Raw genomic sequence first — 14,731 nt, 5'->3', positions numbered from 1 at the left:
CTAGTGTTTCACCCTTCCATTAAAAACCCTTTCCAGCTCATCCTGGAGCGGAGGTATCCATGCTCGGGGCACTGCGGTTATTGGTACCGCTGCTGGCGACGCTGCTGACGCTGTGGTCCGTCCACGCCGCAGAGGCCGCCACCTTGCTGCGCATCGGCGGCAACGGATCGGCCCTGGCGACCTTGCGACTGCTGGCCGCGGCCTACCACAAGCGCCACCCCGACACCACCATCCGCGTTCTCCCGAACCTGGGGAGTTCCGGCGGCATCAACGCCCTGCACAAGGGTGCCCTGGACCTGGCGGTGAGCACCCGGGCCCTGAAAACAGATGAACAGGAGCAAGGGCTGCACGCCGTTGAGTATGCCCGCACCCCGTTCGTTTTCGCCAACAACCTCAAGGTCTCCAAGACCTCCATCACCGAGTACGAACTGGTTAACCTGCTCAACCAGGAGCTCCCGGTGGGGCCGAACGGTTCCCGGATACGCATCGTCCTGCGCCCGGAGAGCGATACCGACACCTCGCTCGTGGCGCAGATCTCCCCCCAGGTCGAGCAGGCGCTACGGGCGGCCCAGGCCCGCCCGGGGATGCTCATCGCGGTCACCGACGCCGACTGTCTGGAGACCCTGGAGAAAACCCCCGGCGCCTTCGGCGCAGCGGCACTTTCCCAGATCGTCACGGAGAAGCGGGCGGTACGCATCTTGAGCTACAACGGGGTGGCACCTACCCTGAAGAACCTGGCACAGGGGAGCTACCCGCTCAGCAAACGCTACTACCTGGTCCTCGGGAAAAATGCCTCTCCTGCAGCCCGGGATTTCGCCACCTTTTTAACCTCCCCCGCGGCCCACGGTATTTTGCACCAGGCGGGAAACCTCCCCACCGTGGCAGCCAAGGAGCGCTGAGTCCATGCACCTGTCCCGAACCAATACACGCTTTACGGCGCACTTCACCGTCGCTCTCGCCTTCGTGGTTGGTCTCCTGTTTCCCCTGGGCTACTTCGTGCTGAGCTACCAGTACGCCATCGGCAGTCTGGAAACCGAGGCAGAGATCAATGCCCGCATCGTCGCCGGGCTCATCAATCAGAACCCCGAGCTGTGGCGCTTCGAGCACGAGCGCCTGGAATCGCTCTTGTCGCGTCGCCCCCAAAGCGGGCAGCCCGAGGTGCGGCGCATCCTGGATACCCTGGGAGAAGAGGTCGCCTCCAGCGGCCAACCGCTCTCCGATCCCATCATCAGCAGGTCCCAGGCACTCATGGATGCCGGCGTCGTCGTGGGACGGATCGAGATCAGCCGTTCGCTGCTCCCCATCCTCGAGCACTCCGGCCTGGTGGCACTGTTCGGGCTGGGACTGGGGCTTTTGGTGTTCATCCTGCTCCCCTTCCGCGCCATCAGTCGGGCCGCGGGACAGCTGCAGGATTCGCACAGCTTTCTTACCAGGGTCATGGAAAGCAGCACCAACGCCATCATCGTGCTGCAGCTGACCGGGGTCGTCGAGATGGTCAACGAGCGCTGCGCGGTGTTGAGCGGCCACGCCCGTGAGGACCTCCTGGACCAGCCGATCGGCCTCCTCTTCACCCCCGAGGCCGAGATCCGGGTGCGCCAGGAGCTGCAGACGGTCATCTTCGGCACGGAGGCCAAGTTCGAAAGTGACCTGTTGCGCAAAGATCACAGCACCGTCCCGATCTCCTGCGGTGCAGCACCGCTCTACCAGGAAGGGCGCCTGGCAGGGATCGTTCTCACCGTGGAGGACATCAGGGAGCGCAGGGAGGCCGCGGAGCAGCTCAAGCGTGCCAAGGAGTACACCGAGCGCCTGATCCAGGTGGCGAGCGTCATCATCGTGGGGCTGGACCGGCAGGGGGTAGTCACCCTGATGAACCGGACCGCCGAGGAGGTGACCGGGTACCAGGCCGGGGAACTGGTGGGACAGAACTGGTTCGAAACGGTAGCCAGCGGCGAGAGCCGGGAGGCCCTGAACGGGTCCCAGGCGCAGGGGGGAACGACCGGCGGGGCCACGGAGAGCCAGATCGTGAGCAAGTCCGGCTCCCTGCACACCATATCCTGGCGCACCAGTACCATCGAGGAAGAGGGCGAGCCGGTGGGGACCCTCTGTTTCGGTGTCGACGTCACGGAGCACAAGAAAGTTGAGGCGCAGTTGCGCCAGTCGCAGAAAATGGAATCGATCGGGCAGTTGGCAGGCGGGGTCGCCCACGACTTCAACAACATGCTGAGCGTCATCCTGGGGTACACCCAGCTCTGCCAGCTGGAGGCCGGCGAGGAGAGCCCGCTGTGGCCCTACCTGCAGGAGATCTCCAAGGCCGGCGAGCGCTCCCGCGACATGGTGCGCCAGCTGCTCGCCTTCTCGCGCAAGGAGCTGATCTCGCCCAAGGCGGTCAACCTGAACGCGCACTGCATCGCGACCGAGAAGACCCTGGGGCGGCTCATCGGCGAGGAGGTCACCTTCAACTTCCTCCCGTCCACGAACCTCTGGAGGGTCAAGATCGATCCCTCGCAACTGGACCAGGTGCTGATGAACCTGGCGGTGAACGCCCGCGACGCCATGCCCGAGGGGGGGATCCTCACCATCGAGACCGCCAACGTCTCCATCGGCGAGGAGTTCTGCCGTTACCGCCTGGACGCCCACCCCGGCGATTACACCTGCCTCACGGTACGGGACACCGGCATCGGCATGGACCGGGAACTGGTGCGGCGCATCTTCGAGCCGTTTTTCACCACCAAGGAGGTCGGCAAGGGAACGGGACTGGGGCTTGCAACGGTGTACGGCATCGTCACCCAAAACGGCGGGTTCATCGACGTACAAAGCGAACCGGGCCAGGGTACCTCGTTCCTCATCTACCTGCCGAGGCTTCCGGAGGAGGAGGTGGCCGAACCGGTCGAGGAGGCCCCCACACCGGCGGGATCCGGGGCAGTGCTCGTGGTGGAAGACGACACGATGCTGCTGTCCATGGCCACGCACATGCTGGAAAAGATCGGGTACCGGGTCACCCGTGCCACCTCGCCCGAGCAGGCGCTGGCGCTCTGCCGGGACCAGGAGACCTGGTACGACCTGGTGTTGAGCGACGTGGTGATGCCGGGTATGAACGGCAAGGAGATGGCCCGGCAACTCGCGGAACTGCGGCCGGGCCTCAAGGTGCTCTTCATGTCGGGGTACTCGACGGAGATCGTCGCCCAGCGCGGCATCATGGAGGCCGGCATCCACTTCATCCAGAAACCCTTCGACATGAACGTGCTGCACCAGAAGATCCAGGAGGTGCTCGAAGAGCAGGCTCCGCCGGCAGTGCCAGCCCCCCCTCTTACGCCCACCACCAAGTAGTCGCAGCGCGGCAGCTTGCGTCCCGTGCTTCTCCTTCTCTTCCTTTTACACATCAGTCGGGAACCTTGATGTCGAACTGCAGGGTGAGTGTGTTGCTGCCGGCGAGGGAACTGTGGGTGTACATGTCGTAGCCGAAGAGGAGGTTGACGTTACGGGCAAAGGCCCAGGAAAAGCCGACGTTGAAGGAGCCGTTGGAGTTGCGTCCCCCCATGTAGTCCAATCCCAGCCAGAGGTTTTCCGAGATCTCCTTGAGGGTCCGGTCCCAGGAGAGCAGCACCCCGTGGTTGCGCACCCTCCCCGCTTCGTCGATGAGCGCCCGGCGCGAACCCCGGTAGTACCCCACCGAGAAACGTCCCAGGGTGGGGAGCGGCCCGAGCGCCGGGACCGTCTTTGCCGCCAAGCCGTAGACGATGTTCTGCCCGGACGCCACGTAAGGGGCATCGTTGGTAGCGATATCTTTGGCAGGCCTGCCGTTGTAGACCCCGACGGCCAGGGCCGGGGCGTGGGGAAGAAGCGCCTCCTCGGTGATGGCAAGTTTCGCGTTACCACTCCAGGGGTGCTGGTCGTTGGGATCGTTGGCGATCACCACGTAGTCCACCCCGACTTCCATCTGCACGGCTTTAAAGGGTAGCAGTCCGAAGGTGAGACTCAGGTCGAGGGTGTTGGCATCCCGGCTTGCCAGACGGTTGGGTGGTGCATCGACGTCGCCGGAGGCCCTGAAGAAGTTGTTGATACCGAGGTCCATGGTCTTGAAGGGTTGCACATCGACGGAAGGTATCCAGACGATGGAGGTGGGGCCGGCCCAGACCGGGCTGCCGGTTACCAGAAGCAGCAGGGCAGTTGCGAGGTAGCTGGCAGTTCTCTTCACGGCGGCGCCTCCACATGAGTCAATACTCATAAAAAACACCACCTACCTTACCATGTGGCACATCTCCGTCAAGAAACGCGGTCTTTTGCCGATAGCTGAGCTTAGGTGTCAGAACCTGTCGACAAGCGTGTCAACCAGGCGAGGGTGTTCTTCACATTAAACGAGCATTGCTCCCCTTCGCTGTGCTAAGCTGGCACGCAACAATTCCAGAAGAGAGGATATTCGTCGTGGCAGGGGCGTATCAACAAAACAACGCGGGAGGTCCGCAGGGTGCTCGCAGCACCTTGAAGACACTGTTCCCCATCCTGAACTGGCTTCCGGAGTACCGCGCTCCCCGGCTTTTGCACGACCTGTTCGCCGGGGTGACCCTGGCCGCCTACGCCATTCCGGTGGCCATGGCCTATTCCCTGCTCGCCGGGCTTACCCCGCAGGTCGGGCTCTACTGCTACATCGGGTCGGGGGTGGTCTACGCCCTGTTCGCCACCTCGCGCCACCTGGCCATCGGCCCGACCGCCGCCATCTCGGTGATGGTCGCCAGCGTCGTCGGCACCATGGCTGGTGGCGATACAGCACTTTACGCATCGATCGCCTCGGCCACCGCAGGGCTCGTGGCGCTCCTGTGCTTTCTCGCCTGGGCCCTCAAACTGAGCTCCTTCGTCAATTTCATCTCGGAAACCATCCTGACCGGTTTCAAGGCCGGCGCGGCCCTCAGTATCGCCCTCACCCAGCTCCCCAAGCTCTTCGGGGTGTCCGGCGGGGGCGGCAACTTCTTCCAGCGCTTCGAGTTCCTCTTCCGGCAACTCCCCGAGACCCAGCCGGTGGTGCTCGCCATCGGCATCTGCTCGCTGGTGATCATGTTCGCCGGGGACCGCTTCTACCCAAGGCGCCCCTTTGCGCTATTGGTGGTGGCGCTCTCCACCGCCGCCGTGTCGGCCTTCCACCTCACCGACTTCGGCGTCCAGGTGGTCGGGGCGATCCCCAAGGGGCTTCCCAGCTTTTCCTTCCCCAGCGTCGGCATGCAGCACATGGAAGGGATCCTGGAACTCGCCTTTGCCTGTTTCCTGCTCTCCTACGTCGAGAGCATCGCCGCGGCCCGCACCTTCGGAACCAAGCACGCCTACAACATCGATCCGCGCCAGGAGCTCCTGGGGCTTGGTGCGGCGAACCTTCTGGCTGCCCTGGGCCAGGGTTACCCGGTGGCGGGAGGCCTGTCCCAGTCGGCGGTGAACGAGGGGGCCGGCGCCCGCACCCCGCTGTCGCTCTTTTTCGCCTCGATCAGTCTCACCTTTGTCCTCTTCTTCCTGACCGGAATGTTGCAAAACCTTCCCCAGGCGGTCTTGGCTGCCGTCGTCATCGTGGCGGTCTCCCGTTTCGTCAAGATCTCCGAGTTCCGCACCCTGTGGCGGGTAAGCCGCATCGAGTTCCACGTGGCGCTGGTCGCCTTCTTCGGCGTGCTCCTTTTGGGGATCCTGAAAGGGGTCACCATCTCGGCGGTGGCCTCCATCCTGTTCCTGCTCCGCTTCCTGGCCCGGCCGCACGTGGCGGTTCTCGGGCGCATCCCCGGCACCTCGCGCTTCGCCGACCTGGCACGCCACCCGGAAAACGAGCCATTTCCCGGGCTGTTCCTGTTCCGGGTCGAGGCGCCGCTACTCTACTTCAACGTGGACACCGTGGAGCGCCTGGTGCTCGATGCCATCCACGCCGTCCACGCCTCACGGGCACCGGTCAAGCTCGTGGTCTGCGACCTCTCCACCTCCCCCTATATCGACGTCGCCGGCGCCCGGATGCTGGCGCGCCTGGTCGCCCAACTGGAACTCGAGGGGATCGCCTTCCGGGTCGCCGAGGCCCATGCCGCGGTACGCGACATCCTGCGCGACACCGGGGTGGCTCCCTACCTGGGCGGAGTCGACCGGCGCACCTCGCTCGGCGACATCGTCCAGCAGTTCCAGATCAGCAGCGTACCTGCCGGCGCCCCCTCCTGCCCCGGCAGGGGGTAGTCCTTTTTCCTTACTCGTTGCACAATCCCTCCATTTTTGTTCCCTCTTTCAGTCTTAGGATGGCTACCATGGCAGTACCGGGGAGTGGCAGCAGTCTCCACCAATGGCCCTGACGTATCAACGATGCAGCCCTACCCCACGCGTCCTGTCAGTCACTCTGGCAGACGCAGGGCGATCGACAACGAGGCGCACCCTTTGCCAGGCAGTCTGTTTCTGCTAGACTAGGTGGGTAGCGCAGCCCGTCTCATGGAGAATCTAGATGCGAAAACTACTGTTCATAGTTCCCCTGTTGGCAATCATTGCCGGGTTTTCTCTCAGTACTCCGGTGTGGGCCCAGAGTGAGCCCGGTTACTACAGTGCCTCGGACCTCCCCAATGACAATCTGCTCAGTCCGGAGGAACTCGACGACCTGCTCGCCCCCATCGCCCTCTACCCCGACCCGCTCCTGGCGCAGATCCTTCCTGCAGCCACCTTCGTGGACCAGATCGACGAGGCGGCCCGTTTCGTGCGTTTCTACGGCAACTCCCCCCGCATCGACGACCAGCCCTGGGACATCAGCGTGCGGGCCGTGGCGCACTATCCGGACATCCTTTTCATGATGGATCGCAAGTACGACTGGACGGTGGCGCTCGGTCAGGCCTACATTGACCAGCCCCAGGACGTCATGGAATCGATCCAGGTGCTGCGTGCCCAGGCGCGCGACCGCGGGAACCTGTATTCGACGACCCAGCAGCAGGTGATCGTGGAACCAGGCGGCGACATCAGGATCGTACCAGCCGTGCCGCAGTACATCTACGTGCCGGTCTACGACCCGCAGGTCATCTATGTCGAGAGCCGCCCCTCCTACGGGTACCTCACCTTCGGGACCGGATTCGTCATCGGTGCCTGGCTCTGCCGCGACGTCGACTGGCGTGATCACCGAGTCTACTACCACGGATGGCGCAGAGGTGGCTGGGTGGAGCGGTCCCGTCCCCACATCCACGACCGGCGTGGGGTCTACATCAACCAACGGTCCTCGACCATCGTCATCAACCGCCGCGTGTTGCAACGCGACACCAGCCGGTACCGCCAGGAACTGCGTCAGGAAACGGTGCGACGCCGCGATCTGCCGGGTCGGCCGGTAACTCCGGTACGGCGCGATGGGCGCCCGGGACGGGATGAACACCGCACACCTGCACTGGAGCAGCGCCCGCGTGTCGAACAGGGGCACAAGCCGGATGCCGACCGTGGCAGGCGCCAGGGGACCGAACAGAGGCCCCAGGCCGCTCCCACAACCGCACCGGCACCACGTGGCGACCAGCACCCGGCAGCGGGGACCCAGCCCGGCTCCCGCGGCGAACACCGCACCCCGGCTGGCCAGACCCAACCGTCCGGAACGCGCCCGACACCCCCTGCGCCGCAGTCCGTGACACCCGCTCCGGCCGCCCCCAGCCCTGCCCCGCCGGCCGCCACGCCGGCAGGCAAGCCCAACCAGAGTGACCTGTACCGCGGCCGTGACACCCAGCGCAGCCAGCCCGCCTCACGCTCCGGCTACGGCGGATACGGCAGCAACCGCGACGCGACCATCTACCGGGAACGTGGTCAGTCGAGCCGGGAGCAGATGCACGGACCCGGCGAGCGCCCCGTACCGCAGGGAGCGCCCGCAGCCGTCAAACCGGCGCCGGCACCCGCTGCGGTAAGACCGGCACCGGCCGCCCCGCGCCCTGCAGTATCGGCACCGGCTCCCCGTCCCGCTGCAGCTCCGGCTCCGCGCCCCCAGGCGCCTCGTCCGTCAGCTCCGCCAGCCTCGGAGCGACCGGCCCAGCCGGAAGGGAACCGGGATCGCAGGTAGGTGGATTCGCAGCATTTTCGACCAGGCGCCAGACGACGGCGAGTCTTAAGCGACAAGGATAAAACCATGATAAACCCGGGCATTAGAGCGAGACAGTTACAGAAGGGCTTCTGGGGTGCAATGGGCCTGTTGATGCTGGCGCTGCTGCCGGCGGCAGCCCTGGCTGCGGCCAGTGCCGGTACCGTCCAGCGCAGTTTCTCCTCCCCCGAGGAGGCGCGCCAGGCCTTGGTCACCGCGGTGCAGGCGAAGAACCATGCCGAGTTAGCCGCCATCTTCGGACCGGTGCAGCGTGAATTGGAACCGGGCGACGCGGTCGAACAGGCCGCGGAGTTCGAGGACTTCGCCCACGAGGTCGGCGAAGCGGTCACCCTGGAGCCCCAGGGAGCTGCCAAGGTCATCGTGAAAATCGGTGACGAGAAGTGGCCCTTCCCCATCCCGCTGGTTAAAACGGGCGAGCGCTGGATCTTCGACACCGAGCAGGGGCGCGAGGAGATCCTGACCCGGCGCATCGGGCACAACGAGCTTCTGGCCATCAACGTCTGCCGAAGCTACGTGGACGCCCAGCGCGAGTACTACAACATGTCGGAACCCGACGGCGACCAGATCCCCAAGTACGCCCAGCACCTGATCAGTCGTCCCGGGCGCCACAATGGGCTGTACTGGCCCACGATTGCCGGCGAAAAACCGAGCCCGCTGGGTCCCTTGGTTGCCAAGGCCAAGGAGGAGGGGTACTTCCTCCCGGGTAAGCCCGGCGAGGGGGGGCGGCGACCTTTCCACGGCTACTTTTTCAAGATCCTGAAAAAGCAAGGTAAGAGTGCTCCCGGCGGCAAGTTCAGCTACGTGATCAACGGCAACATGGTTGCAGGCCACGCCCTGATCGCCTATCCAAGCCGCTGGGGGGTCTCCGGCGTGATGACCTTCATCGTGAACCAGCGCGGCCGGGTCTACCAGAAGAACCTGGGCCCCAAGACTGCAGAACTGGTCAAGAAGATGGACGCCTACAATCCCGACCTGAGCTGGAAACTGGTCGGGCAATAGCCACTTCCTCTCCCCCGTGATGCAAAAACGCCCACCGACGCATGCCGGTGGGCGTTTGTTGTTTGGACAGGAGCACCTGCGCTCAGAGTCAGGTCATCGGTCCCCCCCTTCACCCCGCCCCTCTCTCACAAGGGGTAGAGGGAACCATCCCCGCAGCGGCCTAACCCTTGCCGACCGGGACCAGCAGGAGCGGGATCCGGGACAGGCTGACGATCCGGTTGGTCACGCTACCGGACCAGAAGGCGTCCATGCCGGTTTTGCCGTGGGTCCCCAACACGATGAGATCGATGCTGGCAGCGGCGGCAGCCTCGACGATGACACTGGCGGGATCCCCCCGGAAAACATGGGCGCTCGCCTGAAATCCCTCGGCACGCAACCCCCTTTCCAGCTCCTCAAAGTAGTGCTCGGCGTCCTGGCGCGCCAGTTCCAGCAGCCTCGAGGTGGTGCCTGGCAGCAGGCGTCGGGCCACGGCCTTGTCGCCGGAAAGCGAGGCGAACTGCTCGATCACCGCGGCGAGGTGCAAGGTTGCGCCGGCCACCCGCGCAAGCCCCTTGGAGATGGGGAGCGCCTCCGCGTGTTCGGGATCGTCATCCATGGGGACCAGGATGTGCCTGCAGTAAAAAGCAGGCGGTTTCCCCTCCTGGTCCGGGTGGGTGATCAGGACCGGTTGGGAACCGCGGGCAATGACGCTCTGGGCGATGCTGCCCATAAAGAGGTGCAGCGCAGCACCACGACCGTGGGAACACATGATCACCAGGTCGTGGGCAAGTTCCTCGGCATGCTCCACGATGCACCCGGCGACGTCGTCGGTCTCGTTGGTGTGCACGTGACAGTCGATAGGGGTCCGTTTGGCGAAGGCGCGCTTGGCAAGGTCCTTCAGGTAACGTTCGGCATCCTGGGGATGCTTGAGGTGCGCCTGGCCATGCACCGCGTCCGGTGCGTTCTTCTCGATGACGTGCATCAGGGTGACCCTGGCTTTCAGCTTCTCCGCCCAGTAGGCGGCGGCAGGCAAGGCGGCCTCGGCCAGCAGGGATCCATCGATGGGTACTAGGATGTGATTGAACATGGCTTCACCCGGCAACGGTTTTGTAGATCAGGTAGATATTGAGAACGACGATGATGGCGGCAATAAAACCCGCGGCAGCCGTGGTGCTGCGCCGGTTGACCATATCGCCCATGATATCCCTGCGGGAGGTGAACATCACCAGTGGAATAACGGCAAAGGGGAGCCCGAAACTGAGCACCACCTGGCTCACGACCAGGGTGCGGGTGGGGTCAAGCCCCCAGGCGATGACGGCAAGCGGTGGTGCCATGGTCACCAGGCGACGGATCCAGATCGGGATGTGCATACTCAAAAAGCCCTGCATGATCACCTGCCCGGCGCTGGTCCCCACGGTCGAGGAGGAGAGCCCGGAAACCAGCAGGGAGAGCCCGAAGATCCAGCGGGCGGCGCTGCCCATGAGCGGCTCCAGGGTACGGTAGGCTTCCTCGATGGTAGCTACCGAGGTGTGCCCGGTCTGGTAAAAGGTGGTTGCAGCCATCATGAGCATGGCGGCGTTCACGCAACTCGCGATCCCCATGGCGATCACCACGTCGGCGATTTCGAACCGGTACAGGCTCTTCAGGCGGGCCGGGTCGCGTACCACGATGCGCCCCTGCATGAGGGCCGAGTGCAGGAAGATGGCGTGCGGCATCACGGTGGCACCCAGTATCCCGCAGGCGAGAAAGACGCTCTCAGCTCCTGCAAAGCGCGGCACGAAGATGCTGTGCAGCACCTGGATGGGATCCGGGCGTACGATGGTGGTTTCCAGGAGGTAGCAGAGGGCGATCAGGGCGACCATGGCCGAGATGACCGCCTCCAGGGGCCGGAAGCCGAAGCGCTCCAGGCCGAGGATCAGCACGGTGGCAAGCCCTGTCAACAGGGCGCCGATGAAAAGCGGCACCCCCATGAGCAACTGGAAGCCGAGCGCGGCACCCAGGAACTCGGCCAGGTCGGTGGACATGGCCACGATCTCCATTACCACCCACATCCCGATGACCACCGGTTTGGGAAAGTGTTCGCGGCAATGCTCTGCCAGATTGGTACCGGTCACCAGACCGAGCTTGGCCGAAAGGGTCTGAATCAGCATCGCCATCAGGTTCGAGGCCACGATAACCCAGAGCAGCAGGTAGCCGAACTGGGCCCCTCCCTGGATGTTGGTGGCGAAGTTACCGGGATCAACGTAGGCGACGCTGGCTATGAAGGCGGGACCCAGGAACGGAAGGAGTCGGGCCAGCAGGTTCTTGTTCTGCCGGCTCCCCAGGACGTTGAGCGCGTTTTCGACCGTCTTGGCGTCGGAGGCTTTGGGGAGGCTATCGGGTCCTGGCTCGTTCATCTCTGGGGTTTCCTGGTAGCTGCCGGACGATAAACGCTCGACGGATTGGATGTAGTGATGGGTGCGACCATGTACTGTCAGTTCGGTGATGCTCTGCCTCAAAACGACTCTTCCAGACAACATAGGAGCTAAGAGTCACTGCCTGGCAGATATAAGATCAAGAACAGCAGACAGTCTAACAGGAAAAACCGGGAATGGAATCAGGCGATACGTAAGGCTCTGACTGCTGCAGGCCGTCATAATTCAACACTGCAGGTTTCAGGTTCTAAGTTGCTGGTTATCTGGGATACCCGGGAGGCATGTATATCAAGTCGTGTCTGCGCCTCCCCTGATGCCGACTCTGCGAAATTTGACAGTGGATTTTATCCGATATCGAAGCGCCCTCGCCTCTTCCTGAAAATGACAGACCCAGCCTATCGAGTCTGGTTTACCAGGTTGAGCACGGAGGCGACAGTGGCCCGGACCCCGGTATAGAGGGTCGGCTCGGGCAGCGGCGTGTAAAACGGGGAGTGCAGCGAAGGAAGCGGCACACCGCTTTCCTGGCTCTTGCGGAAAAGCTCGGGATCCGCGGCGCCCAGCCAGAACATGCAGGTCGGGATTTCCCGGTTCAAGCCCCAGTAACCGAAGTCTTCGCTGGCCATCACCGGCGGCGCCTGGTGCACCTGGTCAGTCCCCAGCACCAGCCTGAGCGCCTCGGTGACCCGGCCGGTCAGCTCCGGATCGTTGTAGTTGGCAGGATGGGCTACCCGGAGGACCACCCGGGGTGCCTGCTCTGCGGGGACGCCGGCGGCCAGGGCGATTCCCGCAGCCATCCGTTCGATGGAGGCCACGATCCCGTCACGCACCGTGTCGTCATAGGCGCGGATACTCAGCAGCAGCCGAACCTGGTCCGGGATGATGTTGCTTGCGCTACCGCCGTGGATGGAGCCGACAGTCACCACGGCCGGTTCCAGGGGGCTCAGTTCCCGGCTTACGATGGTCTGCAGGGCGAGCACCAGTTGCGCCGCCATGACCACCGGGTCCTTGGCCCGCTCCGGTGCCGAGCCGTGGGCGCCCACGCCATAGAGGGTAACTTCCACTTCGGTGAGACTTGCCATGAAGTTCCCCGCGGCACAGGCAGCCTGACCGGCCGGCAGTTGCGCCGTGGCATGCAGGGCGAGTGCTGCGTCGGGCCGGGGTACCAGCCGGTAGGCCCCGTCGTTCAGCATGGCCTGCGCCCCGCCGCCCCCCTCCTCTCCCGGTTGCCCGACCAGGACCAGGGTCCCCCGCCAGCTCTCCTTCAGACGGGCCAGCACCCGCGCGCTGCCGATGAGCGAGGTGACGTGCAGGTCATGACCACAGGCGTGCATGACGGGCACTTCTTCCCCTTCCCGCTGAGCCCTTACCCGGCTGGCATAGGGAAGCCCGGTCTGTTCCTCGATCGGCAGGGCATCCAGGTCGGCACGCACCAGCACGACCGGACCCGGACCGTTGACCAACAGGCCAAGGACGCCATGGCCACGCCAGGGGTTTTTCAGATACTTTCCCACCCCTTCGGTCACCTGGTAGCCGCAGGCGCGCAGCTCTCGGGCCAAAAACGCCGAGGTCTGTTCTTCGTATCCGGAAAGCTCCGGGTTGGCGTGCAGTTTCTTGTAGCAGTCGACCAGCGAGCCGAGTTCAGCGCGCACCAGCCGGTCCAGTTGTTCCAGATTGTAGGAATTCAGCATAGAGGTACTCATGAAGTGAAGGTGATCGTCGTGGAAAATTAGCGACATTCTACTTCAGGCCGGAGCCGGAAGCCACAGGAAAGTAGCGTCGCCGGTCATCGCTGCCCTGCTTGGATACCGGGCAGGGCGGTTAATAAATAGGCAGCAGAGGCAGCAGAACTAGATGGCATCCGGTGGATAACTGCCGCATGGGTGGCACTTTCCCCTGGCGGGGGCCTCTGGCACGTTCCATGAACATGAAAAAACCAGACCAACCCAAGGGGGCACACCATGACCGTTGACAACGAGGCATTATTCTCCCTCTCCGAGGTCGCCCGGCAGCTGGGGACCACCGAGACCCGCATCCTCATGCTGGTAAAGCAGGGCGTTCTTAAAGGCGAGTTGGTCGAAGGGAACTGGTGGATTTACCAGAGTTCCCTCGCGGGGGTTGAACCGGAAAGCGCACGTGTGCAACTGGTCCCTTCCTGCAAAACCAGCTGCAACTCAGGCACCTGCGGCTGCCACTACGACAGCTAGCACCGCGAGGAACACACCATGCGGATTTCCATCAAGCCTTCGGACTTGAAGTACAAGTACCCTCGGGCAGTGACAACCCGGCACGAGGCGAAATTCCAGGGGAAAGACGATCCAGCCCTGTTCGATCGTGACGACCTGTACGACATCCTTCCCATGCTGGAGGCGGTGATGGACGACCTGGGTAGTAGCGACGCCCGGGTGCTGCACCTCATCGAGGACCTGATGAACCAGGAACTTCCCCGCAGTATTACCACGCGGGGCGAGGTCTTCCGCTACCTGTCCTGCACCACCCGCGATTTCCTGGAGCTTTGAGGTTTTTCGAGGAGCAGCAGGGCCGCCCTCAATGCAACGATGCGATCCATACCTACTCAAAGGAGAGTTTCATGTTTTACGCTGCCCTGAACGACACCAGGGAAACCTTTACCGGCGGCCTCAGGGACGTAACCTTCGACATTACACCGAGCGCTTTGCAGCCCGGTGACTATACCCTGACCCTCAAGGGCTTCCTCTCGCCGGGATGGCTCGGACGCCTGGCAGCAGCGCTCGCCCTGCACCGCATCGGCATCGTCAATGGACAGGCAGAGAAGATCACGGCTTACGCCTGGCAGGCAAGTTTCAAGCTGAAGGCCGCGCGCCCCACCTGCGACCCCGTGAGCCTCGACTACGTGGCGCTCGCCAACACCGAGCCTTCGCACCAGGCCCTGGCCCCCATCGTCCTGCGCGACCTGAAGATCGAACCGTGCAGCAGGCACCAGGGGAGCCTCTACATCGAGATACGCGGCGTTGACCGTCTCGGTTTTCTGGGCGACCTGCTCGACTTTTTCAGCATGCGCTGCCTGTTCCCCGTGAAGCTTACCGTGGAAACCCTGGGGGAGACCGCGGCGGACCGCTTCTGGTTGCGCGGCGTCGGCGGTTCGGTTCCCTCCGACTTGGTGGTGCAGGCCATACGGGAAAACCTCGAAAAGTTTGTTACACAGGATCTTTCGTATATCTAGTACGTTACCACATGGTCCATGATCTCTTTCTTTAACCATTCCCGCCGGCACCTGACTATCAGCAAAGGGGTCCGTGCG

Annotated in this window: 12 protein-coding genes; 8 read left to right on the top strand and 4 right to left on the bottom strand. The window is 63.7% G+C overall.

Annotated features, from left to right (window positions below; translation table 11 throughout):
• The first annotated feature begins 59 nt into the window (after positions 1-59).
• Positions 60-899, top strand: coding sequence for a substrate-binding domain-containing protein (locus H7688_RS16845; protein ID WP_183362370.1), 840 nt, complete (start codon positions 60-62; stop codon positions 897-899).
• Between the two features lie 4 nt (positions 900-903).
• A complete protein-coding gene (locus tag H7688_RS16840; protein WP_183362369.1) occupies positions 904-3,327 on the top strand; it encodes a PAS domain-containing hybrid sensor histidine kinase/response regulator in 2,424 nt (807 codons plus the stop codon).
• Positions 3,328-3,379: 52 nt separating this feature from the next.
• On the opposite strand, the gene H7688_RS16835 is transcribed toward H7688_RS16840, so the two are convergent.
• Complete coding sequence (locus H7688_RS16835; protein ID WP_246329854.1) at positions 3,380-4,195, bottom strand: hypothetical protein; 816 nt, start codon at positions 4,193-4,195, stop codon at positions 3,380-3,382.
• A 284-nt stretch (positions 4,196-4,479) separates the two neighbouring features.
• On the opposite strand from H7688_RS16835, the gene H7688_RS16830 reads away from it, so the two are divergent.
• The 3 genes from H7688_RS16830 to H7688_RS16820 all read left to right on the top strand — a co-directional run bounded on the left by H7688_RS16830 (position 4,480) and on the right by H7688_RS16820 (position 9,061).
• Positions 4,480-6,192, top strand: a complete 1,713-nt coding sequence (locus H7688_RS16830; protein WP_198424507.1) for a SulP family inorganic anion transporter — start codon at positions 4,480-4,482, stop codon at positions 6,190-6,192.
• 259 nt (positions 6,193-6,451) lie between these two features.
• Positions 6,452-8,023, top strand: coding sequence for a DUF3300 domain-containing protein (locus tag H7688_RS16825; protein WP_183362366.1), 1,572 nt, complete (start codon positions 6,452-6,454; stop codon positions 8,021-8,023).
• Positions 8,024-8,143: 120 nt separating this feature from the next.
• Positions 8,144-9,061: a DUF2950 domain-containing protein gene (locus H7688_RS16820; protein WP_183362365.1), complete on the top strand. Its 918-nt coding sequence runs from the start codon at positions 8,144-8,146 to the stop codon at positions 9,059-9,061.
• A gap of 160 nt (positions 9,062-9,221) precedes the next feature.
• Here the strand turns inward: H7688_RS16820 and H7688_RS16815 are convergent, their stop codons facing one another.
• The 3 genes from H7688_RS16815 to H7688_RS16805 form a co-directional block, all read right to left on the bottom strand.
• Positions 9,222-10,127, bottom strand: a complete 906-nt coding sequence (locus tag H7688_RS16815; protein ID WP_183362364.1) for a universal stress protein — start codon at positions 10,125-10,127, stop codon at positions 9,222-9,224.
• 4 nt (positions 10,128-10,131) lie between these two features.
• Positions 10,132-11,436: an Nramp family divalent metal transporter gene (locus H7688_RS16810; RefSeq protein ID WP_183362363.1), complete on the bottom strand. Its 1,305-nt coding sequence runs from the start codon at positions 11,434-11,436 to the stop codon at positions 10,132-10,134.
• Positions 11,437-11,849: 413 nt separating this feature from the next.
• A complete protein-coding gene (locus tag H7688_RS16805) occupies positions 11,850-13,142 on the bottom strand; it encodes an amidohydrolase (protein ID WP_183362362.1) in 1,293 nt (430 codons plus the stop codon).
• Positions 13,143-13,412: 270 nt separating this feature from the next.
• On the opposite strand from H7688_RS16805, the gene H7688_RS16800 reads away from it, so the two are divergent.
• The 3 genes from H7688_RS16800 to H7688_RS16790 all read left to right on the top strand — a co-directional run bounded on the left by H7688_RS16800 (position 13,413) and on the right by H7688_RS16790 (position 14,653).
• Positions 13,413-13,658 (top strand): DNA-binding protein, encoded by a 246-nt coding sequence (locus tag H7688_RS16800; RefSeq protein ID WP_183362361.1) that lies wholly within the window; start codon positions 13,413-13,415, stop codon positions 13,656-13,658.
• Positions 13,659-13,727: 69 nt separating this feature from the next.
• On the top strand, positions 13,728-13,970 hold the full coding sequence (locus H7688_RS16795; protein WP_308470310.1) for a hypothetical protein: 243 nt from the start codon (positions 13,728-13,730) through the stop codon (positions 13,968-13,970).
• Between the two features lie 71 nt (positions 13,971-14,041).
• The gene (locus H7688_RS16790) at positions 14,042-14,653 is read left to right on the top strand and encodes a hypothetical protein (protein ID WP_183362359.1); all 612 of its coding nucleotides are present in this window, start codon (positions 14,042-14,044) and stop codon (positions 14,651-14,653) included.
• Positions 14,654-14,731: the final 78 nt, after the last annotated feature.

The sequence above is a fragment of the Geomonas limicola genome (assembly GCF_014193675.1).
Taxonomy (GTDB): domain Bacteria; phylum Desulfobacterota; class Desulfuromonadia; order Geobacterales; family Geobacteraceae; genus Geomonas; species Geomonas limicola.
This window is presented reverse-complemented; position numbering and strand designations above follow the sequence as displayed.